Source organism: Streptomyces venezuelae ATCC 10712, from assembly GCF_008639165.1.
Lineage (GTDB): Bacteria > Actinomycetota > Actinomycetes > Streptomycetales > Streptomycetaceae > Streptomyces > Streptomyces venezuelae.
Genome location: NZ_CP029197.1, coordinates 4,269,926 through 4,290,297, shown reverse-complemented (window position 1 = coordinate 4,290,297; position 20,372 = coordinate 4,269,926). Strand labels below are relative to the sequence as shown.

Annotated in this window: 24 protein-coding genes; 8 read left to right on the top strand and 16 right to left on the bottom strand. The window is 73.0% G+C overall.

The window, feature by feature from the left end; all coding sequences use genetic code 11:
- Window positions 1-125: 125 nt before the first annotated feature.
- Window positions 126-1,361: a PP2C family protein-serine/threonine phosphatase gene (locus DEJ43_RS19760; protein ID WP_015035147.1), complete on the top strand. Its 1,236-nt coding sequence runs from the start codon at window positions 126-128 to the stop codon at window positions 1,359-1,361.
- A gap of 34 nt (window positions 1,362-1,395) precedes the next feature.
- Here the strand turns inward: DEJ43_RS19760 and DEJ43_RS19755 are convergent, their stop codons facing one another.
- The 3 genes from DEJ43_RS19755 to DEJ43_RS19745 all read right to left on the bottom strand — a co-directional run bounded on the left by DEJ43_RS19755 (window position 1,396) and on the right by DEJ43_RS19745 (window position 2,898).
- On the bottom strand, window positions 1,396-1,740 hold the full coding sequence (locus DEJ43_RS19755; RefSeq protein WP_015035146.1) for a DUF2516 family protein: 345 nt from the start codon (window positions 1,738-1,740) through the stop codon (window positions 1,396-1,398).
- A gap of 89 nt (window positions 1,741-1,829) precedes the next feature.
- Entirely contained in the window at window positions 1,830-2,438 is a 609-nt protein-coding gene (locus DEJ43_RS19750) for a hypothetical protein (protein WP_015035145.1), read from the bottom strand.
- A gap of 43 nt (window positions 2,439-2,481) precedes the next feature.
- Window positions 2,482-2,898 (bottom strand): helix-turn-helix domain-containing protein, encoded by a 417-nt coding sequence (locus DEJ43_RS19745; protein WP_015035144.1) that lies wholly within the window; start codon window positions 2,896-2,898, stop codon window positions 2,482-2,484.
- Between the two features lie 116 nt (window positions 2,899-3,014).
- On the opposite strand from DEJ43_RS19745, the gene DEJ43_RS19740 reads away from it, so the two are divergent.
- Together DEJ43_RS19740 and DEJ43_RS19735 are read left to right on the top strand one after the other, a co-directional pair.
- The gene (locus tag DEJ43_RS19740) at window positions 3,015-3,422 is read left to right on the top strand and encodes a helix-turn-helix transcriptional regulator (protein WP_015035143.1); all 408 of its coding nucleotides are present in this window, start codon (window positions 3,015-3,017) and stop codon (window positions 3,420-3,422) included.
- A gap of 59 nt (window positions 3,423-3,481) precedes the next feature.
- Window positions 3,482-3,898 carry a VOC family protein gene (locus tag DEJ43_RS19735; protein ID WP_015035142.1) on the top strand — a complete coding sequence of 139 codons (417 nt, stop codon included), beginning with the start codon at window positions 3,482-3,484 and terminating at the stop codon, window positions 3,896-3,898.
- Between the two features lie 52 nt (window positions 3,899-3,950).
- Here DEJ43_RS19735 and DEJ43_RS19730 read toward each other — a convergent pair whose 3' ends face one another.
- Window positions 3,951-4,694 carry a class I SAM-dependent methyltransferase gene (locus tag DEJ43_RS19730; protein WP_041662706.1) on the bottom strand — a complete coding sequence of 248 codons (744 nt, stop codon included), beginning with the start codon at window positions 4,692-4,694 and terminating at the stop codon, window positions 3,951-3,953.
- Window positions 4,695-4,855: 161 nt separating this feature from the next.
- Entirely contained in the window at window positions 4,856-5,344 is a 489-nt protein-coding gene (locus DEJ43_RS19725) for an HAD domain-containing protein (protein WP_015035140.1), read from the bottom strand.
- Between the two features lie 76 nt (window positions 5,345-5,420).
- Here DEJ43_RS19725 and DEJ43_RS19720 point away from each other — a divergent pair, with 76 nt between their 5' ends.
- A complete protein-coding gene (locus tag DEJ43_RS19720; RefSeq protein WP_015035139.1) occupies window positions 5,421-5,906 on the top strand; it encodes a MarR family winged helix-turn-helix transcriptional regulator in 486 nt (161 codons plus the stop codon).
- Between the two features lie 196 nt (window positions 5,907-6,102).
- Entirely contained in the window at window positions 6,103-7,602 is a 1,500-nt protein-coding gene (locus DEJ43_RS19715) for an MFS transporter (protein WP_078508896.1), read from the top strand.
- Here DEJ43_RS19715 and DEJ43_RS19710 read toward each other — a convergent pair.
- The 3 genes from DEJ43_RS19710 to DEJ43_RS19700 form a co-directional block, all read right to left on the bottom strand.
- A complete protein-coding gene (locus DEJ43_RS19710; RefSeq protein ID WP_015035137.1) occupies window positions 7,525-9,522 on the bottom strand; it encodes a HelD family protein in 1,998 nt (665 codons plus the stop codon). The two genes, DEJ43_RS19715 and DEJ43_RS19710, sit on opposite strands and share 78 nt — an antisense overlap.
- 80 nt (window positions 9,523-9,602) lie before the next feature.
- Window positions 9,603-10,265, bottom strand: a complete 663-nt coding sequence (locus DEJ43_RS19705; RefSeq protein ID WP_015035136.1) for a TetR/AcrR family transcriptional regulator — start codon at window positions 10,263-10,265, stop codon at window positions 9,603-9,605.
- The gene (locus DEJ43_RS19700; protein ID WP_015035135.1) at window positions 10,262-11,062 is read right to left on the bottom strand and encodes a TetR/AcrR family transcriptional regulator C-terminal domain-containing protein; all 801 of its coding nucleotides are present in this window, start codon (window positions 11,060-11,062) and stop codon (window positions 10,262-10,264) included. The genes DEJ43_RS19705 and DEJ43_RS19700 overlap by 4 nt, the downstream gene beginning before the upstream one ends.
- 214 nt (window positions 11,063-11,276) lie before the next feature.
- Between DEJ43_RS19700 and DEJ43_RS19695 the strand changes: the two genes are divergently transcribed.
- Together DEJ43_RS19695 and DEJ43_RS19690 are read left to right on the top strand one after the other, a co-directional pair.
- Window positions 11,277-12,224 carry an ABC transporter ATP-binding protein gene (locus DEJ43_RS19695; protein WP_015035134.1) on the top strand — a complete coding sequence of 316 codons (948 nt, stop codon included), beginning with the start codon at window positions 11,277-11,279 and terminating at the stop codon, window positions 12,222-12,224.
- Window positions 12,217-12,984 carry an ABC transporter permease gene (locus DEJ43_RS19690; protein WP_015035133.1) on the top strand — a complete coding sequence of 256 codons (768 nt, stop codon included), beginning with the start codon at window positions 12,217-12,219 and terminating at the stop codon, window positions 12,982-12,984. Before DEJ43_RS19695 ends, DEJ43_RS19690 begins: the two co-directional genes overlap by 8 nt.
- 13 nt (window positions 12,985-12,997) lie before the next feature.
- Here the strand turns inward: DEJ43_RS19690 and DEJ43_RS19685 are convergent, their stop codons facing one another.
- Together DEJ43_RS19685 and DEJ43_RS19680 are read right to left on the bottom strand one after the other, a co-directional pair.
- Window positions 12,998-14,242, bottom strand: coding sequence for a GNAT family N-acetyltransferase (locus tag DEJ43_RS19685; RefSeq protein ID WP_015035132.1), 1,245 nt, complete (start codon window positions 14,240-14,242; stop codon window positions 12,998-13,000).
- A 64-nt stretch (window positions 14,243-14,306) separates the two neighbouring features.
- Window positions 14,307-14,906: an RsiG family protein gene (locus DEJ43_RS19680; protein ID WP_015035131.1), complete on the bottom strand. Its 600-nt coding sequence runs from the start codon at window positions 14,904-14,906 to the stop codon at window positions 14,307-14,309.
- A 129-nt stretch (window positions 14,907-15,035) separates the two neighbouring features.
- Here DEJ43_RS19680 and dtd point away from each other — a divergent pair, with 129 nt between their 5' ends.
- Window positions 15,036-15,461 carry a D-aminoacyl-tRNA deacylase gene (gene dtd, locus DEJ43_RS19675; protein ID WP_015035130.1) on the top strand — a complete coding sequence of 142 codons (426 nt, stop codon included), beginning with the start codon at window positions 15,036-15,038 and terminating at the stop codon, window positions 15,459-15,461.
- Window positions 15,462-15,544: 83 nt separating this feature from the next.
- On the opposite strand, the gene ygfZ is transcribed toward dtd, so the two are convergent.
- The 6 genes from ygfZ to DEJ43_RS19640 all read right to left on the bottom strand — a co-directional run bounded on the left by ygfZ (window position 15,545) and on the right by DEJ43_RS19640 (window position 20,338).
- Window positions 15,545-16,510 (bottom strand): CAF17-like 4Fe-4S cluster assembly/insertion protein YgfZ, encoded by a 966-nt coding sequence (gene ygfZ, locus DEJ43_RS19670; RefSeq protein WP_015035129.1) that lies wholly within the window; start codon window positions 16,508-16,510, stop codon window positions 15,545-15,547.
- 10 nt (window positions 16,511-16,520) lie between these two features.
- Window positions 16,521-16,982, bottom strand: a complete 462-nt coding sequence (locus DEJ43_RS19665) for a Fur family transcriptional regulator (RefSeq protein WP_015035128.1) — start codon at window positions 16,980-16,982, stop codon at window positions 16,521-16,523.
- 40 nt (window positions 16,983-17,022) lie between these two features.
- Entirely contained in the window at window positions 17,023-17,595 is a 573-nt protein-coding gene (locus tag DEJ43_RS19660) for a heme-binding beta-barrel domain-containing protein (protein ID WP_015035127.1), read from the bottom strand.
- Between the two features lie 228 nt (window positions 17,596-17,823).
- Window positions 17,824-18,756, bottom strand: a complete 933-nt coding sequence (locus DEJ43_RS19650) for a hypothetical protein (RefSeq protein WP_015035126.1) — start codon at window positions 18,754-18,756, stop codon at window positions 17,824-17,826.
- Window positions 18,753-19,541 (bottom strand): hypothetical protein, encoded by a 789-nt coding sequence (locus DEJ43_RS19645; RefSeq protein ID WP_015035125.1) that lies wholly within the window; start codon window positions 19,539-19,541, stop codon window positions 18,753-18,755. Before DEJ43_RS19645 ends, DEJ43_RS19650 begins: the two co-directional genes overlap by 4 nt.
- The gene (locus tag DEJ43_RS19640; RefSeq protein WP_202490778.1) at window positions 19,538-20,338 is read right to left on the bottom strand and encodes a hypothetical protein; all 801 of its coding nucleotides are present in this window, start codon (window positions 20,336-20,338) and stop codon (window positions 19,538-19,540) included. Before DEJ43_RS19640 ends, DEJ43_RS19645 begins: the two co-directional genes overlap by 4 nt.
- Window positions 20,339-20,372 lie beyond the last annotated feature (34 nt).

The window sequence follows — 20,372 nt, the reverse complement described above, 5'->3', positions numbered from 1 at the left end:
GGCGCCCTGCGCACCCTCGGGGGGAGGGAAGGAAACCCGGACCGATGCCCGTATCCCTACCGCGTCAGAGAAACGTCTCTGCCGATGCGGGACCCGGCGACGCCACCGCAACGGACGCCACCGCCATGGACGCCACCGCTATGACAGGCACAGTCACAGGCACCGACCGCACCGATCTCACCCTCCTGGTCGTCGAGGACGACCCGGCGGGTGCCCTCGCCGTACCCGAACTGCTCGACGCGGCGGACGCCGCCGGCACCCGGGTCCGCATCCGCACCGCCCGCAACCTCACCGAAGCCGAGCGGCTCCTCACCGACGACGTCCACTGCGTCCTCGTCGACCTGTCCCTGCCCGGCCCCCGGGCCGCCGCCGGCGACGACCCGCTCGCCCCGCTGCGGCACATCCTGCGCCTCGCCCCGCGCCACGCCGTCCTGGCCCTCGCGGCCTCCGCCGACGCGGAACTGGCGGCCGAGGCCGTACGCGTCGGGGCCCAGGACCACCTCTTCCGCGAGGAACTCGACGGACGGCTGCTCAGCCGGGCCATCCGGTACGCGGTCGAGCGCAAGCGGGCCGACGCGGTCCAGGTCAAACTCGCCGAGTCCCGGCTCCGCGCCCAGGAGAACGCCCGCCTGGAGCGCGGACTGCTCCCGACCCCCCTCCTGGAGGGCTCCGACCTGCGGTTCGCGGCCCACTACCGGCCCGGCCGCTCGCGCGCCCTGCTCGGCGGCGACTTCTACGACGTGGTCCGTACGCCCGACGGCACCGTCCACGCCATGATCGGCGACGTCTGCGGCCACGGCCCCGACGAGGCGGCGCTCGGCGTCGAGCTGCGGATCGCCTGGCGGGCGCTGACCTTCGCGGGACTGTGCGGCGACGAACTCCTGTCGACGATGCAGCAGGTCCTGGAGCACGAGCGGGAGAGCGAGGAGATCTTCGCGACCCTCTGCACCGTCGACATCGCGCCCGACGGACGCCGGGCGGGCCTGTGCCTGGCCGGCCACCCCTCCCCGCTGATCGCCCGGCAGGGGCGGGCCGCCCGGCTGCTGCCGTACGAGGACGGCGGCCCGGCCCTCGGTCTGCTGCCGCGCGCCCGCTGGCCGCGCCGGCAGGTCGAGCTCGGCGGGGCCTGGAGCCTGCTCATGTACACGGACGGGCTGATCGAGGGCCGCTCGGCCGGACCCGGCTCACCGCGGCTGGGCCAGGACGGCATGGTCGAGATGATCAACCGGCAGCTGGGCGAGGGGCTGCGGAGCGAGGAACTCCTCCAGGCGGCGGTCACGGAGGTCCGCTCGCTGAACGGCGGCGAGCTGACGGACGACGTCGCCGTCCTGGCCCTGGAAAGGGACAGGGCCCGGGGATGACCCCGGGCCCTGATGTCGCTGTCTGCGCCTGCGGCTAGCGGCCGCCGTTGTACGGGCCGTACGGCCCGTCGCTGCTGGAGCCGCCGCCCCGGCGGCCTCCGCCGCCGCCCGAGACCTGCTGGAGCGCGGGGCGGACGTCGACCATGAAGACGATGGCCGCGATCACGCCCGCGATCTGCAGGAACAGCATCGGGAACAGCAGGTTCAGGGCGAGGTTGATCCCCAGGATGATCAGCCAGAACTTCTTCGTCTGCTTCTCGGCAGCGCGATAGGCGTCCTCGCGCGCCATGGCGGCGAAGACGAGCGCGGCGACGGCGAAGCCGGTGAAGACCAGGAACATCACCAGGGAGAGGAGGGAGTCGAATCCCGCGCGCAACATGCTGAGCACCGCCTAGAGAAGAGGGAAAGAGCGCCTCGCGGTCAAGGTACCCGTTTCAACGCACCAGGTACCCGGATTGGTGCCCGTCCCTACTCCTTCTCGGCGGCCACGGTCGCCTTCTTGGCGGGGGCCTTGCGGGCGGTGGTCTTCCGGGCGGGCGCCTTCTTGGCCTCGACGGAGGCGTCGGACCCGTCGGACACCCCGGACACCTCGGACGCCTCGGCGGAAGCCCGTACGGGCTCCGGCTCCTCGGCCTTGGACTCGTCCGGCTCGACGACGACGGCGATCTCGACGATCTCCTCGGCCACCTCACCGCGCCAGGCCTTCACGGCCTCCTCGCCGTGCGCCGCGACCTCCTCGTACTTCTCGCGCGCCTTGACGGCGTACTCGGCGGCGACGCCGACGCCGCGCAGGGCGAGGTCCTGGGCGGTCTCGCCGAGCTTCTTCAGGTCCGTGTCGAGACCGCCGACGACACCGGCGAGCTTCGACTGCACGGTGGCCTGGGCCTCCTTGGCCTGCGCGGTCACCTTCTCCTGCACGGCCTTCGGGTCGGCGTTCCGGACGGCCTCGATGCGGGCGGGCGCCTCGGCGGCGAGCTGCTCGATCAGGCCCGGAACCTTCTTGGCCTGCTGCACGGCGAGGTCGGCGGTGCCGGCGCCGAAGTAGAGAGGGGTACGCAGTTCGTCGATGATGGCCATGCTGGTGGTCCTCCCGGATGTGGCGTACGAGCGAGCGGCTGGCTCAGGGGCGTTCGGCATCGGGTGCGTCGGCCGGGGCGGCCTCCGCCGCCGCTTCGGCGGCCTCGGCCGCCTCGGCGGCGTTCTCCTTGCGGAAGGAGTCGTAGATCTGGAGCAGCACCTGCTTCTGCCGCTCGTTGATCGAGGGATCGGCCAGGATGACGGCGCGCGTCTCCAGCTCGTCCCGCTCCTTCTCGTCGAGGATCCCGGCCCGTACGTAGAGCGTCTCGGCGGAGATCCGCAGCGCCTTCGCGACCTGCTGCAGCACCTCGGCGCTGGGCTTGCGCAGCCCGCGCTCGATCTGACTCAGGTACGGGTTCGACACCCCGGCGGCGTCGGCGAGCTGCCGCAGGGACAGCTGCGCGGTCCTCCGCTGCTCGCGGAGGTAGTCACCGAGATTGCCGACGTTGAGCGATGCCATGCCCCGACCATGCCAGCCTTTGCTAACTATTGCAAGCAACCGCTAGCAAGAGTCGCCTTCCCGGGGCGCCTCCACCGCCCGCGCCCGGCCCCGCCCCGTCCGTACGACGGCGTGCCATGCTGGAAGGCGTGACGCTGGAAGACCTCGTGCGGCTGCGGCGGGCCCGGGACGTGATGGACCGGGACTACGCGCTCCCGCTCGACGTACCCGCCCTCGCCGCCGTCGCCCTCATGTCGACCGGCCACTTCGCCCGCAGCTTCCGCGCCGCCTACGGCGAGACCCCGTACAGCTACCTCATGACCCGCCGCGTCGAGCGGGCCAAGGCCCTGCTCCGGCGCGGTGACCTGAGCGTCACCGACGTCTGCTTCGCCGTCGGATGCACCTCGCTCGGGTCGTTCAGCTCCCGCTTCACCGAACTCGTCGGCGAGAGCCCGTCCTCCTACCGGGCCCGCACGCACGCGGACGGGGCCGCGATCCCGGCGTGCGTCGCGAAGGTCCGTACGCGGCCCGTCCGGAAGCCCTGAGCCCCCATCGGTCAGTTTCGGAGAAGCGGAATCCGGCACCCGGCCGTAGCGTCGATCGCATGAACGTCAAGCTCTCGCAGTGCTTCATCGCCGTCGACGACCACGACAAGGCCCTCGCCTTCTACCGCGACGCCCTGGGTCTGGAGGTGCGCAACGACGTCGGGTTCGAAGGCATGCGCTGGGTCACCGTCGGGTCCCCCGCGCAGCCGGACGTCGAGATCGTCCTCGAACCGCCGCTCGCCGACCCCAACGCCACCCCCGCCGACCGCCAGGCCGTCGCCGAGCTGCTCGCCAAGGGCATGCTGCGCGGCGTGATCTTCTCCACCGAGGACGTCGACGCCACCTTCGAGCACGTCAGGGCGGCCGGCGGCGAGGTCCTCCAGGAGCCGGTCGACCAGCCGTACGGCGTCCGCGACTGCGCCTTCCGTGACCCGGCCGGGAACATGCTCCGCTTCACCCAGCCCCGCACGTCGTAACCCCGGCCGGGCCCGGGCGTCCTCCCCTTCGCGGGGGAGGCCGCCCGGCGGGTCAGGCGCGGCAGCGCAGCATCTCCAGCGGCGGGTGGGCGACGAGATCCGCCCAGAAGTCCTCGCCGAACTCCCGGAGGCCGGCCTCGGAGACCCGCAGCGGAACCCACTCGATGTCGCCGAACCCGGCCGCCCGCAGACAGTCCTCGTAGACCTCGCGGCGCGGGGCGGCGGAGACGATGGTGATCGGCTCCGGTTCGACGAGCGCCGTGATCCGCACGCGCGTCCCCGTCTCGACGTCCCCGGGGAGCGGCTCGCAGCGGAAGCCGTACGTCTCGAGGGACGCGCAGTCGAAGGCGTAGTCGGGCTTCTGGGCGAGCAGGAAGAAGTGGCCGCCGGGCACCAGGTTCCGGTGGATGTTGCGGCACATCCGCTCCATCTCGGCGATGTCCCGGGCGTAGTTGAGACACTGCACGGCCAGGGCGATGTCGAAGCGCCGGTCGAGTAGGGCGAGTTCGGCCACGTCGCCGACGTCGTAGCGCACGCCCAGCGGGTCGCGCCGCTCGATGTCCCGGGCGGCGGCGATCATCTCGCCGGAGATGTCGACGCCGAGGACGTCCGAGGCGCCGCGCCGCTTGAACTCCCTGCTGTAGAAGCCGGTTCCGCACGCCAGGTCGAGCACGGACGCGCCGCGCACGTCCCCCACCAGACCCAGGAAACTCGGCACCTCGCCGTACTGCGTCAGCGGCAGGGCCTTGAACCCCTCGAAGGCCTCGCCGATCCCGTCGTACTGCTGCACGCTCATGTGACTCCCCGTCATGTACTGGACTGTGCGGGCCTGTTGCCCCGCACGCCGGGAGTCTCCACCGCGCACCCCACCGAGCCGCACTGGCAGATGACACGAGAAGTCACGGGGCGGCCCCTCGTATCACCCAACACACCCGAGCAGACCTGCACCGAGGCCCCTCACCCCACCCACCCCGCGAGCCGCAGGAAATCCCCGGAGGTCAGACCCTGCCGGGGGTCCACCCGGTGGAGCAGGGCCCGACCCGGGTGGTGCGCGGCCACCCAGGCCCGGTCCGCGGCGCCGATCTCGTCGTCCACCCAGGCGAACGGCCGCCCGTCGGCCCACGCCACCAGGCCGGGCGTCTTCCAGTGCACCCCGACCGGGGGTTCGGGCCCGTCCTCCGGCCACCGGACGAGCGGCAGCGCCGGAAGCCCGAGGCGCGGGGCGATCCAGGTGTTCGCGTCGTCCTCCCAGGTCGTCGCCCAGACGAGCTCGTACGGCAGTGCCGCTAGTCGCGGCCCCTGAGCCGGGTCGAGCCGGGCGAGGAGGGGGCTCACGGCGCGCGGCGGGCGCGGGGCGTACGTCGGGTACTCCCGGCCGCTCGCCCCGAAGGGGATCAGCGGGCCGTCGACGTCCAGGAAGAGGAGGGGCGTGACCGTGGGGACCATGGGGCCATCCTCACCCAAAGAATTCATCCGCTTTCCGATAATCCGTGACGGATCGGTTCTCGTTACCCTGGCAGGCATGACAGCCATGGCGCCCGCCCGTACCGAACCCGATCTCTCGTACCTCCTCGACCACACCAGTCACGTCCTGCGGACCCGGATGACCGCCGCGCTCGACGCGATCGGGCTCACCCCGCGGATGCACTGCGTCCTCGTGCACGCGCTGGAGGAGGAGCGGACGCAGGCGCAGCTCGCGGAGATCGGGGACATGGACAAGACGACCATGGTCGTCACCGTCGACGCCCTGGAGAAGGCCGGGCTCGCCGAGCGGCGGCCGTCGAGCACCGACCGGCGGGCGCGGATCATCGCCGTGACCGAGGCGGGGGCCCGGGTCGCCGCGGAGAGCCAGCGGATCGTCGACGGGGTGCACGAGAGCGCCCTCGCCTCCCTCCCCGGCGCCGAGCGCGCCGCCTTGCTGCGCGCCCTGAACCTGCTGGTCACCGGCCATCTGGAGACCCCCGTCGAGAGCCCGAGGTCGGCCCGTCGGGCGCGGCAGCGGGGCTGAGGCCGGACCGGGGCCGTCGGACGCCATGCCGGCAGGGCCAGGGCCCGCCCAGAACCCCGAACTCCTCCCGTAAAAAATAGTCTGCAACAAAACCTTCTGCTAACGTCACTCCTGTCGGCTCCACCGAACAGGAGTGATCACCGTGCCCACCCCCGCCCCCTCCCGCGCACTCGCCCTCGGCGTCCTCGCCACCGGCATGCTCATGACGATCCTCGACGGCAGCATCGTCACCGTCGCGATGCCCGCCATCCAGAGCGACCTCGGCTTCACCCCCGTCGGCCTCAGCTGGGTCGTCAACGCCTACCTGATCGCCTTCGGCTCGCTCCTCCTCCTCGCCGGCCGCCTCGGCGACCTCGTCGGCCGCAAGCGCATGTTCCTCGCGGGCACCGGGATCTTCACCGCCGCCTCCCTCCTCGCCGGGATCGCCGCCTCCCCCGGCGTCCTCGTCGCCGCCCGCTTCCTCCAGGGCGTCGGCAGCGCGATGTCCTCCGCCGTCGGCCTCGGCATCCTCGTCACGCTCTACACCGTGCCGCGCGAACGCGCCCGCGCCATCGCCGTGTTCAGCTTCACCGGCGCCGCCGGCGCCTCCCTCGGCCAGGTCCTCGGCGGCGTCCTCACCGACGCCCTCACCTGGAACTGGATCTTCTTCATCAACCTGCCGATCGGTCTCGCCACCCTCCTCGTGGCCCTCCGCGCGCTCCCCTCCGACCGGGGCGCCGGGCTCGGCGCGGGCGCCGACGTCCTCGGCGCCGTGCTGGTCACCGGCGGCCTCATGACCGGGATCTACGCGGTCGTCAAGATCGAGGAGTACGGTGCGGGTTCGGCGCACACCCTCGGCCTCGGCGCCCTCGCCCTCGCCCTCATCGCCGGCTTCCTCGTCCGCCAGGCGAAGGCCGCGAACCCCCTCATGCCGCTGCGGATCCTCCGCTCGCGCAGCGTCTCCGGCGCCAACGCCGTGCAGATGCTGATGGTCGCCGCGCTGTTCTCCTTCCAGATCCTCGTCGCCCTCTACCTGCAGAAGGTCCTCGGGTACGGCGCCGCCGCGACCGGCCTCGCGATGCTCCCGGCCGCCGCCGTCATCGGCGCCGTCTCGCTCGGCGTCTCGGCCCGCCTCATCGCCCGGTTCGGCGAGCGGAACGTCCTGCTCACCGGCCTCGCCCTGCTCGTCGGCGTGCTCGGCCTGCTGGTCCGCGTCCCCGTCCACGCCGACTACGTCACCGACCTGCTCCCCGTGATGCTGCTCGCCGCCGGTTTCGGCCTGGCGCTCCCCGCCCTCACCTCGCTCGCCATGTCGGGCGCCGAGGAGCGGGACGCGGGCCTCGCCTCCGGTCTCTTCAACACCACCCAGCAGATCGGCATGGCACTCGGCATCGCGGTCCTCTCCACCCTGGCCGCCACCCGCACCGAGTCCCTCACCGAGGCCGGCCGGCCCGCCGCCGAGGCCCTGACCGGCGGCTACCACCTGGCCTTCGCCGTCGGCACCGGTCTGCTCCTCGCCGCCCTGGCCCTCGCCTTCCTGGTCCTGCGCCCGACCACCACCACGCCCGCCGCCACGGCCACCACCACCACGCCCACCGCCACGGCCACCACCGTCACCGCCACCACGAACCCCGATCCGTCACGCGCCGGGACCGACCCGCGGGACACCTCCCAGCCACTCCGGAAGGTCCGCCGCGTGCACCAGCGTCAGCCGTGACACCGCCCGGGTCAGCGCCACGTACAACCGGTTCGGTCCCCGGGCCTCGGCGGCCACGATCGCGGCCGGTTCGACCACGACGACGTGGTCGAACTCCAGGCCCTTCACGACCGTCGCGGGCAGTACCGTCACCCGCTCCCCGGCGCCGCACCCCCGCAGGGCGTCCGCCACCGGCCCGGCCAGGGTGTCGGTCGTGATCACCCCCACCGAGCCCTCGGCCGCGAGCGCCTCGCGGACGGCCTGGCGCGTGCCGGCCAGGAGCTCCGGCGCCCGGCGGACGGTCACCTCGCCGTCCCTCCGGACGGAGCGGCCCGCCGGAACGTCCACGCCCAGCTGCGGAAGGAGCCGGTTGGCGAGCTCCACGATCGCCGCCGGGACCCGGTAGCCGAGGGTGAGCGGCACCACGGGCGCCCCGGCCTTGCCGAGGTGGGCGAGCTGCTCGTGCCAGTCGCGGGCCGCCCACGGGGTGGTGCCCTGGGCGAGGTCGCCGAGGACGGTGAGCGACCCGAACTCGGTGCGGCGCGCGATCGCCCGGCACTCCATCGGCGAGAGGTCCTGGGCCTCGTCGACGACGACATGGCCGTAGCCCTCGGGCCGTTCGATCAGACCGGCGAGCTCGTCGAGGAGCACGAGGTCGGCGGCGGTCCAGCGGGCCGAGCGGTACGAGCGCGGCGGCCGCGCCCAGCGGATCGCGGCCCGCTCGGCCGCGTCGAGCGCCCCGTCGTCGGGGTCGGTGAGGAGGCCCGCGAGGACCTCCTCGGGGGTGACTTTCGGCCAGCAGGCGTCGAGGAACGCGGTCAGCGCCCGGGCCCGCTCGATCCGCCGCGCCCAGGCGGCGCCCATCGGCCCCCACCGGCGCTCGGCCCGGAGCTGGAGGGCGCGGACGATCCGGGCGCGGACGCGTTCGCGGCCCGTCGCGTAGGGCGGGGCCTCCTGCCGTACGTCCGCGACGATCGCGGCGAGCTGTCCGGCCGGCAGCCGCCAGTGGTACGAGCCGTCGGGGACGGCGAGGTCTTCGGTCGGGGCCGGGTCGACCCTGCCGTAGAGCGCGCGGCGCAGCACCCCGGCCATCCGGGCGTCGTGTTTGATCCGGGCCGCCGTGTCGGTGTCCTCCGCCCGGACGGGGTGGCGGGCGATCTCGTCGTCGAGGGTGGCCTGGCGGACCCCGGTCTCGCCGAGCGAGGGCAGCACCTCGGAGATGTACGAGAGGAACGCGCGGTGCGGTCCGAGGACGAGCAGTCCGGAGCGGCGCACGCGCTGCGGATGGGTGTAGAGGAGGTACGCGGCCCGGTGCAGGCCGACGGCGGTCTTGCCGGTGCCGGGTGCGCCCTGGACGCAGAGGGAGGCGGCGGGCTCGGAGCGTACGAGGTCGTCCTGTTCGGGCTGGATGGTGGCGGCGATGTCCCGCATCGGGCCGACCCGGGGGCGTTCGATCTCCCCGGCGAGGAGGGCGCTGACCGTCGCCTGCCCGCCGGCCGTGAGCTGCTCGTCCTCCAGGGCGGTGAGGTCCTCGGAGGCGCCTTGGCTGTACGGGGCCCAGCCGAAGCGGCGGCGGCGCAGGACGCCCTGCGGGTCGCGGGGTCCTGCCTGGTAGTAGGCGCGGGAGACGGGGGCGCGCCAGTCGACGACGAGCGGCGGGGCGGCGGGGTCCTCGCCGATGCGGCGGCGGCCGATGTGGTGGGTGCGGCCGTCGTCGAGGTCGAGGCGGCCGAAGAACAGCGGTCCGGGCGGCTGTTCGCGCATCTCCTTGGCGCGGCTGCGCAGATGCCGGCCGAGGGCCTCGGCGTCGGCTCCGGAGGCGGCGGTGTCCTCGCCGGTGACGACCTGCTCGGCGACGTCCTCGGTCATCCGGGCCAGGGCGGCGCGGCAGGCGTCGTGGTGGGAGCGTTCGCGGGCGAGCTCAAGGTCCAGTGACGTCATTCCGGCAAGCCTAGCCGATAACGTTACTGGGTTACATTTTTTACCCGATCACAGATCGGTGGGGTGCGATCGGTACGCGCTCAGTACGGCAGCCCCTCCCGCAGCACCCGAAAGGCGAGCCCGGCCGCGGCCACCGCGTCCGCCGCCACCTCGTCGGCCGTCTCACCGGCCGCGATCCGGCCGGTGTTCTCCTCCGCGAGCACCCCGAGCACGGCCACGATCTGCCCGGCGCCGAGCCGCGCCACGAGCGGATCGGCGGCCTCGGAGCCCTCCGCACCGGCGGCGGCCAGCGCGTCCGCGAGGGCGGCCTCCGACCGCATCCGGTACGCGTGGAGCCGGCCTACCAGGGCGGGCGTGCCGTAGAGCAGCCGCAGGTACGACAGGACCGCCGGGTGGTCGCAGAGTCCGGTGACCGGATCGCGGCGGTCGAGACCGTCGAGCAGGTGGGCGTACAGCGCGTCGAGCGGGGCCGTACCGGCGCGGAGTCCGGCGGTCACCACCCGCGCCGACTCGTCCTCGTGATCGGCGAACCGGTGGAGGACCAGGTCCTCCTTGGCCGGGAAGTACCGGAAGAGGGTCGGCTTGGAGACCTCGGCGGCGGCGGCCACCTCGGCGACCGAGACGGCGTCGAAGCCGCGCTCCATGAAGAGCGCGACGGCCGCGTCGGACAGCGCCTGGCGCGTCCGCTCCTTCTTCCGCTCGCGCAGCCCTGGGGCGGCGGGACGGGAATCCGGCCCGGTCATGAGGCACGTCCTTCCACGAGTACGGCGATCCCGTCCAGGATGCGGTCGAGACCGAAGCGGAACTCGGTGTCGGGGGCGTCGGCGACGTCCATCACGCCCGAGTCGAGCATGCTCGCCACCTCGGGGTACGTCCCCGGGTCGGCCAGCCGCCGCAGCGTCCGGCCGTAGCGGGCGATGACCTCGTCGGGTGCCGCGTCGCCCGCGGCGATGACGTCGGCGAGGTCCGCCATGACCAGGGCGTCGCTCCGGACGAAGCCGCCGACCAGCAGGGTCACCGAGATCTTGGTGCCGGCGTCGAGACCGGTGCCCTCCAGGGCGACGAGGGCCTTCTCCCACCAGGCGACCAGGTTCGGGGTCGCGGGCGGGCCCGAGACGGGGAGCCGCAGCAGCCAGAGGTTGCGCTGATAGACCTCGCGGATCGCACAGGCCCAGGCCTCCAGCGCCTCGCGCCACCCGGTGCCGGGCGGGCAGAGCGAGGCGGGCGGGGCGCCCGTGGCTGCCTCCTGCATCAGGACGTACAGCTCGCTCTTGGCGGAGACGTACCGGTAGAGCGACATCGTCGAGGCGCCGAGCTCCTTGGCGACCCGGCCCATGGAGACGGCGCCGAGGCCTTCCGCGGAGGCGAGGGCGACGGCCGCCGCGACGATCCGGTCCAGGGTCAGGCCGGGCTTGGGGCCCTTCGAGGGGCGTTCCCGCAGCCCCCAGGCCGCCTCGATGGCCGGCGGCAGGAAGCTCCCGCCGTCGGCCCGGCCCGGCGGCCGCTCACTCCGGCCCGTCCGTTCCTCGCCGTTCGTCACAACCCGCCGCCTCCCGGCCACCTCGCACGCTTGACGCCCATCCTAGTAATGCGTAACCCTTACACAGTAACGCGTACAGCATACGCAGTACGGCTGAACGTTCCGCCATGCCGGGGATCGGGGGTCACCCCGTCCACCCGGGGACCACCCCCGCCCGACCGTGGGGTCACCCCGTCCAACCGGGAATCACCCCCGCCACCCAGGGAGTCCGCCCATGCCTCCGGCCATCGAAGCCACCGGCCTGACCAAGAACTACGGGGACCTCCGCGTCCTCGACGCCCTCGACCTCCAGGTCGCGCCCGGCACCGTCTTCGCCCTCCTCGGCCCCAACGGCGCGGGGAAGACCACCACCGTCCGCATCCTCGCCACCCTCACCACCCCCGACGCCGGCCACGCGCGCGTGGCGGGGCACGACGTCGTCACCGCACGCCCCCGGGTCCGCCGCGCGATCAGCCTCACGGGCCAGTTCGCCGCCGTCGACGAGAACCAGACCGGCGCCGAGAACCTCTGGACCGCCGCCCGGCTCTCCGGTCTCACCCGCCCCGCCGCCGCCCGCCGCACCGCCGAACTCCTCGACCGCTTCGGCCTCACCGAGGCCGGCGGCCGCCTCACCAAGACGTACTCGGGCGGCATGCGCCGCCGCCTCGACCTCGCCGCGGGACTCGTCCGCGGCCCCGGCGAGACCCAGGTCATGTTCCTCGACGAACCCACCACAGGACTCGACCCGCGCAGCCGCCAGGAACTGTGGGAGATCGTCCGCGAACTCTCCGACGGCGGCACGACCGTCTTCCTCACCACCCAGTACCTGGAGGAGGCCGACCGGCTCGCCGACCGGATCACCGTCCTCGGCAAGGGCCGCACCCTCGCCGAGGGCACCCCCGCCGCGCTCAAGGCCCGCTACGCCGCCCACCGCCTCGACCTCGTCGCCCCCGACGAGCAGGCCTACCTACGGCTCACCACCCTCGCGGGCCCCACCGCCACCCACGACCCCGCGGCCCTGACCCTCGGCGTCCCCACCGACGGCAGCGCCGCCCACGTCAGGGAACTGCTCGACGCGCTCGACCCCGGGCGCCGCGACATCGCCCGCTTCACCCTGCACACGGCCACGCTCGACGACGTCTTCCTGACCCTGACCGCCGACAAGGAACCCAGCCATGTCTGACACGCCGACCGGCGCCCTCACCGCCACGACCACCCTCGCCGGGCGGGGCATCCGCCTCAGCCGGCGCAACCTCGACGCCGTCATCACCTCGATGATGCTGCCGATCATGCTGATGCTGGTCTTCGTCTACTTCTTCGGCGGAGCCATCGACACCGGCACCCGGTACGTCACCTACGTCGTCCCCGGCGTGCTCGTCCTCTGCGCCGGGTTCGGCGCGGCGGGCACCGCCCTCTCCGTCAGCGAGGACATGCGGCTCGGGGTCGTCGACCGCTTCCGCACCCTCGACGTCGGCGGGACCTCCTTCCTCGCCGGGCACGTCGCCGCCTCCGTCACCCGCAACGCCCTCTCGACCACGCTCGTCCTCGGCGCCGCCTTCGCCATCGGCTTCCGCCCGGCCGCCTCGGCGGGCGGCTGGCTCGCCGCGATCGGGCTGCTGCTCGCCTACATCACCGCCGTGTCCTGGCTGTCGGCGGCGATCGGCCTGCTCACCAGGACGCCGGAGGCGGCCGGGGCGGTCACCTTCGCGATGATGTTCCTCCCCTACCCGAGCAGCGCGTTCGTGCCCATCGACACCATGCCCGGCTGGCTGCACGGCTTCGCCGAACACCAGCCGGTGACCCCGCTGATCGAGTCGATGCGCGGCCTGCTCCTCGACCAGCCGGTCGGCAACTCACCGTGGATCGCGCTCGGCTGGTGCGCGGGTCTGCTGGCCCTCGCCGTCACCGCCTCGGGTTTCCTCTTCCGCCTCCGCACCCGCTGACCCGGGGCAGACCTCAGAAGATGTCGGGCGAGAAGGGCCGCAGCGGAGTCCGGAACAGCAGGTCGGCGCGGGCCGCGGCGCCCGCCGTCAGCTCCTCGACGCGCCCGAGCCGGCCGAGCCGTACCGCCGACTCGTCACCGAAGGCCAGCACGCCCAACTCGGCGATGTCGAAGGCCAGATCGGCCGACGCGTCCGTACGCGCGCAGGAGACCCCGTCCGGAGAGGCGTCGAGCCGGTAGCGCCCGCCGGCGAAGCCGTCCCCGTCCCGCAGGTCCAGCACCAGACCGTCCGCCACCGGGTACGCACGGCTCTCCAGGACCCGGACCGGGTCCAGGACCCGGACCCACAGCATGTCCGCGTACGTCAGCAGCTTCGCGGCGCGCGGGTCCGGCAGGAGCAGCGGCAGCGGGTCGTCGGGCGCCCGGTAGCCGGAGCGGACCGTGCCGATCCAGTCGATGGAGCAGAGGAAGTGCCAGAGGGCGCGCTCGGCGGCCGGGGTGACGGCGATCAGGTCCCGCACGGTCGCCGTGTTCATCGGCTGCTTGGCGTCGTCCCACTTGTCGTCGGCCGTGTAGGCCACGTACCCCTCGACCTCGCCGGACTCCGCGCGGTAGATCGCGTAATAGGGCTCCCGCCACGGCTCGTTCGACACGCCACGGCCGGTGCCGACGTCCCAGCCGCGCGGGGTGCGGTCGGTCACCCCGGCACGCACCCGGGCGAGCCTCGCGTACACCTCGGGGCCGACCTTGCGGATCTCGTCGGCGTCGGTCAGGTCGATCCGGCCGCCGTCCCCGGGGCGGCCCGACCGGCGCGGGTCGAGCCCGGCGCGCCGCACGTCCACGCTCCACTCGGCGGTCGAGCTCGCCGGGCCGAAACCGAAACGCCCGTAGATCGGGTACTCGGCGGCGATCAGCGTCGCTATCGCGTCGCCCCGCTCCCGCGCGGCGGCCAGGTCGGCGCCCATCATCCGGCTGAGCAGGCCGCGCCTGCGGTGCGTCGGGGCGACGGTGACCTGGGTGATCGCGTCGGCGGTGAGGCTGCCGCCGCCGACCGTGCTGACCTCCTGCCGGAAGGACCGGAAGGTCGCGACGGTCCGGCCGCGGTCGTACGCCCCGAGCGTCCGGGCCAGGTCGACGTGCGGCAGCCGGTCGGCGACCTCCGCGTCGGTCACGACGGGCGGGTTGAGGAACCCGGTGCGCAGGGCACGCTGCCAGTCGGGGAACTCGGACTCCGTCACCGCGCGTACGTCGACACTCATCCTCCGACCCTACGCAGCGCCCCGGCGGACCCGCACGCGAGTTTTTCCGGGCGCCGGGCCGCCGTCAGGCGAGCAGGTCGTCGACCTGGGCCTCGCCCTCCCGGTAGCGGCGGGCGATCTCCGCGCTGCAGTCGTCGGCGGTCCGCTGGAGGTGGTGCCGGCGCCGGGAGATCTGCTGCTCGTACCCCGCAAGCCGGCCCATCGCCGCGTGCAGCTCCTCGTCCGTACGGGCCGTCAGGTCCGACAGCTCCACCTCCGACAGCATCTCGGCCGCCAGCCGCCGGTACTCCTCGCCGCGCGGCGTCGACAGCGTCACGTGCCGGGCGGAGCTGCGGTGCCGCGACGGCACGTCGGCCAGGATCTCGGAGAGCCGGTCGAGCACCGGGGCCTCCGGATCGGTCCGCCGCGCCAGCTCGGCCCGCAGGATGTCGATCCGGCCCTGGAGCATCCGCCGCACGTAGCTCAGGTCGGCCTCGTCGCTCTGCGCCTCCCGGCGCAGCGTGCGCAGCTCGGGCAGCCGCAGCGCGCCGAGCTCCGGCCGGGCCCGGTCCGGCAGGGCGGATTCGGCGGTCCGCTGCGCGGGCGGGCGGGTGGCGGCCGAGCCGCCGGCCCGCGTCAGCGGTACGGGACCGGACGGCGTGGGCCCGGTGCCAGGTGCACTCATCAGATTCGTCCCCTCGACCGGTGCGGAGGCGCACCGCCTGACACGCATGGTGCCACTCCTGCACGCGCGCGTGCAGGCGCTCTGCACCCGTTCGGCCCCTACCCGTATCGGCTCGGTAGGTTGGTGCGCATGCGTGCAGTGGTGCAGAGGGTGGACGGCGCGAGCGTCGTCGTCGCAGGGGAGACCGTCGGTGAGATCACCGGCGAGGGGCTGTGTGTGCTGGTCGGGGTGACCCATGACGACACCCCGGAGAAGGCCGCCCAATTGGCCAGAAAGCTCTGGTCCGTCCGGGTGCTGGAGAACGAGAAGTCGTGCTCGGACGTGAACGCGCCGCTGCTCGTCATCTCCCAGTTCACGCTCTACGGCGACGCCCGCAAGGGCCGCCGCCCCACCTGGAACGCCGCGGCCCCCGGCCCGGTGGCCGAGCCCCTGGTCGACGAGGTGGTGGCCCGGCTGCGCGAACTGGGCGCCCACGTGGAAACGGGCCGCTTCGGAGCGGACATGCGCGTCTCGCTCACGAACCACGGCCCGTTCACGGTGCTGATCGACGTCTGACGAAGCCCGGCCGGTGGCGGCCGGGGCCCGGCCTCTGCCGGACCTGACAGCCGCCCGCTGCCAGGGGACCTGCCGGGGGGACGCTACGGCTCGACGACCGTCTCCTGCGCGGCCGCCGTCGTCCCGGCGACCAGCGGCGCGTCCACCGGCACGTTCCGCTTCACCAGGGCCAGGGCGATCGGCCCCAGCTCGTGGTGGCGGACGGAGCTCGTCACGAAGCCGAGCTGGCGGCCCTCCTCACCGTCGGCGGCCAGCCGGATCGGAGTGCCGTGCCCGGGCAGCAGCACCTCGCTGCCGTCCAGGTGCAGGAAGACCAGACGGCGCGGCGGCTTCCCCAGGTTCTGCACCCGGGCCACCGTCTCCTGACCCCGGTAGCAGCCCTTCTGCAGGTGCACGGCGCTGCCGATGAGCCCGACCTCGTGCGGAATGGTCCGGTGGTCGGTCTCGAAACCGAGCCGGGGCCGGTGCGCCTCGACCCGCAGCGCCTCGTACGCCAGGACGCCCGCGGCCGGCCCGTGCGAGCCCGCGAAGGACTCCAGGTCGGCCCGGGGCAGGAACAGGTCACGGCCGTGCGGGGTCTCCCGTACGACGGCTCCCTCGGGGACCTCGGCGATGGAGCCGGCCGGGAGGTGGACGACCGCGAAGTCGTCCGTACGGTCGGCGACCTCGACGCGGTAGAAGAACTTCATCGACTCCAGGTACGCGACGAGCTCCTCGCGCGTCCCCGGCTCGACGTGCGCCCAGACCGTCGCACCGTCGTCGACGAGGTACAGGGCGTGCTCGATGTGCCCGTTCGCGGAGAGGATCAGCGCCTCGGTGGCCTGCCCGGGCGCCAGATCGGTCATGTGCTGGGTGACGAGCAGGTGCAGCCAGCTCAGCCGGTCGTCACCGGTGACGGCGACGACACCGCGGTGGGAGAGGTCGACGAAACCGTGTCCGTCGGCGAGGGCGCGCTGCTCACGGAACAGGTCGCCGTAGTGCGCGGCGACGCCTTCGTCGCGGCCTTCGGCGGCGACGGCGCCGGGCAGGGACAGCAGAGGGCTCTTCATGGTGACGAGCCTACGACGTGCCGCCGCTGTTCTCGGGGGCGCGGTCGGCGGCGGCCTTCTGCGCGCACTCCCCGCACCGGCCGAAGATCGCGAAGTGCTTCATGTCCGTCTCGAAGCCGAAGGTCTCGCGGAGCTTTCCGGTGAACTCGGCCGCCACCTCGACGTCCGCCTCGATCACCTCGGAGCAGTCCCGGCAGACCAGGTGCAGATGGTGGTGCCGGTCGGCGAGGTGATAGGTCGGCGCCCCGTGCCCCAGATGGGCGTGGCTCACCAGACCGAGCTCCTCGAGGAGCTCCAGGGTCCGGTAGACGGTGGAGATGTTCACCCCGGACGCGGTCCTGCGGACCTCGACGAGGATGTCGTCGGGCGTCGCGTGCTCCAGCGCGTCGACCGCCTCCAGGACAAGCTGACGCTGCGGCGTCAGCCGATAGCCGCGCTGCCGCAGGTCGCTCTTCCAGTCGGTGCTCACCACGCCCCCCAGTGTAGGAGGGCGCGGCGCGCCGACCCAGGTTCTAGCGGAAGAAGGCGATGCCGTCGTCCGGCATGTCGGGCAGGTTGCGGGCCATCTCCGCGACCTCCTCCGGCGTCACGACCTTCTTCAGGTGCGCCGACATGTACGGCCGCAGCGGGACCTCGGGGGTCGCCTTCTCGCCCACCCACATGAGGTCGCTCTTCACGTAGCCGTACAGGCGCTTGCCACCGGAGTACGCGCCGGAGGCCGCGGTCCGGGCGACGGCGTCGGTCGCCAGGTCGATCTGCGGCTTCTGGTCGGCGAGCTCGCCGTACCAGATCTCGACGATTCCCTGGTCGCGGACCATGACGACCTCGACCTTGCGGTCCTTGTCGATGCGCCAGTAGCCGCTCTCGCTCTCCAGCGGGCGGACCTTGTTGCCCTCGTTGTCCAGGACCCAGGAGTGGGACGTGTACTCGAGGAAGTCCCGGCCGTCGTGGCTGAATGTCACGGACTGGCCGAAGTTGCACTTCTCGGCGCCGGGGAAGTCGGAGACGCCCGCGCCCTCCCACGTGCCCAGCAGGAACGCGAGGGGGACGAGGTCCGGGTTGAGGTCGGACGGGATCTCGATCATGAGCAGCTCTGGCGTTCTCTCGAAGTGGTTAGCGCTGGCCCTGGTACAGCTTCTTCACGGCCAGACCGGTGAAGGCGAGCACGCCGACACAGACCAGGGCCAGCAGAACCTCGAAGAAAATGATCACGGAGTGCTCCTCGACTGAGCGGTGAAGGCGGAACGGGCCGGACCCCAGCTTAGTAGGAGGGTGCCCGGCCCACTCGGTGAGGTGGGTCTCGCGCGCTGTGACTACCCGAGCAGCTGGTTCTGCAGGGTGACGGTCTGCTGGAACGGCACGACGAGGGCCTCGCCCCGACGGGTCTGGGTGATCAGCGCGAGGGTGTCACCGGCCTGGACGTAGGCCCAGCGGGTCTGCTCGGGGCCGTACGGCTTCTTCTCGTGGTACGCGTACAGGCTCGTGTCCGGTACGGAGACGTCGTCCGCGAAGGACTCCAGGACGGCGCCCGCCACCCCGTCCGGCAGTGCCTTGGGGCCGTAGATCCCGTCCGCCTCCAGCGCCTCGTCCTTGAACGCGCCCGCGTACGCCACCGAGCTGAAGCGCAGCAGGTGGATGCTGGTCCTGGTGCCGTCGGGTGTGGTCCAGCCGCGGGCGGCGACGTGCCGCAGGGTGGAGTCCGCCAGGTGCCGCTTCAGCTCGCCGCGGGACTCCTTCCCGTACAGCGCCAGGTACGCGTCCGTGGACACGAACCCGCCGTTCAGCTTCGGGTCGGGCGTGGCGCCGACCGGTGCGGGCAGCAACAGCTCGCGCAGGTCGGCGTGGTGGATCTCGCCGTCGTTGCCCTCCGTGAAGGGGCGCGGCCGGTCCGCCGGCAGGGCGGGGAGCCGGAGCTCGGGGTAGTCCCAGCGGCCGTCGCTCTCGGTCGCGAGACCGGGTACGTCGTTCCGGTCGAGCGCGGTGATCCCCGCGGCGGTACCGGCACCGACGCCGCCGCACACGACGACGGCGGCCGTCCAGCGGGCCACCGCCCACAGGACACGGCGGGACCGCCGGGGCGCGGCGGAGACGGCCGCGGCGGCCGTCTCGGGCGCCTCCGTCGCGGGTGCCTGTGCCTCGGGCGCCTGTGCCTCGGGGGCCTGTGCCCCGGGTGCCTGCGCCTCGGGCGCCTTCGGCTCGTCGGTCTCCGGCTGGGAGGCGGTTCCGGTCGTCAACTGCTCGGTCATACGTACTCCCCCGGGGACGCGATGTGGCGAAGCTGCTTCTCGACAAGGCCGGCCACGTCCTTGTCCTCGAAGGGCGGGGCGCCGAACGCCGTGACGGTGACCATGACCTCGCCGTCGTACGCCGAGCAGATCATGGCCTGGAGCACGGGACTCCGTTCCTCGTCCCCGTACGTCTCCGGCTTCTCGGGCTTGGGCCCGAGGTAGCAGGCGGACGTCCGCGCGTACTCCTTGATCTTCGGGCCCTTGCGCAGCTCCAGGAGCTCGGACATCTCCTTGCGGACCTCGAAGAACTCGCGGACCTTCTTCTTGTCCTTCATCCGCAGGATGAGCACCTCGGCCTGAAGGCTGCTGTCCTGCTGGGCGTACGAGCGCATGGCCATGCCCTGGATGCCGAGCCGGTCGACCGCCTCCTCGTACTCGCGGCGCTTCTTGCCGTAGAAGCCCCTGCCGGACTCCTTGAGGAGGGCCGCGGCCTGCTTGGCGGGCAGTTCGTCGTCGTTCCCGTACCCCGCGATGTCCGCGCCGAGGACGTAACCCTCCGGTACGGGCAGCAGGAGCTTGCTCAGCGGGGTGGAGGCCCGGCCCCGCGCGGCACCGGCCGCCGGGTCGGCGGGCGTCGCGGTCACGGACGGATCCGCCCACGGGTCGGTGGGCGCGGACCGGTCGGCGCCGTCGGCGGTGACGGCGGTGTAGGCGACTCCACCGCCGACGGCCCCCAGGACCAGCACGGAGACCAGCGCGTTCTTCAGGATCCGCCGTGTGCGGCTCCCCGACTTCTCACTCACAGGCGCCCCAGCTGCCGCTCGGCCAGAGAACGGATCTCGCTCTCGGTGATCTTCCGTGTGTCGGACATCAGGATCGTGATCGCGATGTCGCCGCGCTGGATGAAGGCGCGGGCCTCGTAGAGGTCCAGGTAGCCCGCCCGGCGTTCCACCGGGTAGACGAAGTAGCGCCCGTTCTCCGAGCCCCGCACCGACTTCCCGAGGGAGTCCGACTTCGACTGGCCGATGGCGATCCGCTGCTGGCTCTCCACGTGCTCCAGCGCGCCGATGCCGGAGCTGGCGCGGTACTGCACGAGGTTGACCTCCACGCGCTTGTACTCGCCGACGCGCCACGCGCGCGTGGCGATGCGCCGGACGCCCTGGTCGAGCTGGAACTCCAGCGCGCCTTCGGGCCGGGTGAAGCCGTTGACGTACCCGGCCAGCGACTGCCAGCCGTCCGGGCCGTCGGCCCGCGCCCCCGCCGGTCGCGGGACCAGCAGCTTCCGCAGGTCGCCGTCCGTCTTGACCTGGCGGTCCTCCGCCGCGGACAGCGGCGCGGGCTCCTCGCCCTTCGGGAGCGGCTTCGCCGGGTACGCGAGACCGGGCTGGTTCAGCGGCGGCAGCGCGGTGGGCTCGCGGTCGGCCTGGATGCGGTAGCCGACGGCGGTCCCGCCGACGAGCCCGAGCACGGCGGCGACGGCGATCAGCCCGACGGTACGGAGAACACGACGGCGAGGCGGGACGGCGACGGGGTCCGGCGCCTCGGCCGGGTCCGGCGGCGGTGCCGTTTCCGGATTTTGGATAGTTTCTTCGATGCTCAAAAGTCCCCCCACGAGACCTGAAGCGCGGATTCCG

What these genes read in the sequence shown, in the direction of transcription:
- DEJ43_RS19760 (WP_015035147.1), top strand. Translation starts at nt 126, where the DNA reads ATGGACGCCACCGCTATGACAGGCACAGTCACAGGCACCGACCGCACC.
- DEJ43_RS19755 (WP_015035146.1), bottom strand. Translation starts at nt 1,740, where the DNA reads ATGTTGCGCGCGGGATTCGACTCCCTCCTCTCCCTGGTGATGTTCCTG.
- DEJ43_RS19750 (WP_015035145.1), bottom strand. Translation starts at nt 2,438, where the DNA reads ATGGCCATCATCGACGAACTGCGTACCCCTCTCTACTTCGGCGCCGGC.
- DEJ43_RS19745 (WP_015035144.1), bottom strand. Translation starts at nt 2,898, where the DNA reads ATGGCATCGCTCAACGTCGGCAATCTCGGTGACTACCTCCGCGAGCAG.
- DEJ43_RS19740 (WP_015035143.1), top strand. Translation starts at nt 3,015, where the DNA reads ATGCTGGAAGGCGTGACGCTGGAAGACCTCGTGCGGCTGCGGCGGGCC.
- DEJ43_RS19735 (WP_015035142.1), top strand. Translation starts at nt 3,482, where the DNA reads ATGAACGTCAAGCTCTCGCAGTGCTTCATCGCCGTCGACGACCACGAC.
- DEJ43_RS19730 (WP_041662706.1), bottom strand. Translation starts at nt 4,694, where the DNA reads ATGAGCGTGCAGCAGTACGACGGGATCGGCGAGGCCTTCGAGGGGTTC.
- DEJ43_RS19725 (WP_015035140.1), bottom strand. Translation starts at nt 5,344, where the DNA reads ATGGTCCCCACGGTCACGCCCCTCCTCTTCCTGGACGTCGACGGCCCG.
- DEJ43_RS19720 (WP_015035139.1), top strand. Translation starts at nt 5,421, where the DNA reads ATGACAGCCATGGCGCCCGCCCGTACCGAACCCGATCTCTCGTACCTC.
- DEJ43_RS19715 (WP_078508896.1), top strand. Translation starts at nt 6,103, where the DNA reads ATGCTCATGACGATCCTCGACGGCAGCATCGTCACCGTCGCGATGCCC.
- DEJ43_RS19710 (WP_015035137.1), bottom strand. Translation starts at nt 9,522, where the DNA reads ATGACGTCACTGGACCTTGAGCTCGCCCGCGAACGCTCCCACCACGAC.
- DEJ43_RS19705 (WP_015035136.1), bottom strand. Translation starts at nt 10,265, where the DNA reads ATGACCGGGCCGGATTCCCGTCCCGCCGCCCCAGGGCTGCGCGAGCGG.
- DEJ43_RS19695 (WP_015035134.1), top strand. Translation starts at nt 11,277, where the DNA reads ATGCCTCCGGCCATCGAAGCCACCGGCCTGACCAAGAACTACGGGGAC.
- DEJ43_RS19690 (WP_015035133.1), top strand. Translation starts at nt 12,217, where the DNA reads ATGTCTGACACGCCGACCGGCGCCCTCACCGCCACGACCACCCTCGCC.
- DEJ43_RS19685 (WP_015035132.1), bottom strand. Translation starts at nt 14,242, where the DNA reads ATGAGTGTCGACGTACGCGCGGTGACGGAGTCCGAGTTCCCCGACTGG.
- DEJ43_RS19680 (WP_015035131.1), bottom strand. Translation starts at nt 14,906, where the DNA reads ATGAGTGCACCTGGCACCGGGCCCACGCCGTCCGGTCCCGTACCGCTG.
- dtd (WP_015035130.1), top strand. Translation starts at nt 15,036, where the DNA reads ATGCGTGCAGTGGTGCAGAGGGTGGACGGCGCGAGCGTCGTCGTCGCA.
- ygfZ (WP_015035129.1), bottom strand. Translation starts at nt 16,510, where the DNA reads ATGAAGAGCCCTCTGCTGTCCCTGCCCGGCGCCGTCGCCGCCGAAGGC.
- DEJ43_RS19660 (WP_015035127.1), bottom strand. Translation starts at nt 17,595, where the DNA reads ATGATCGAGATCCCGTCCGACCTCAACCCGGACCTCGTCCCCCTCGCG.
- DEJ43_RS19650 (WP_015035126.1), bottom strand. Translation starts at nt 18,756, where the DNA reads ATGACCGAGCAGTTGACGACCGGAACCGCCTCCCAGCCGGAGACCGAC.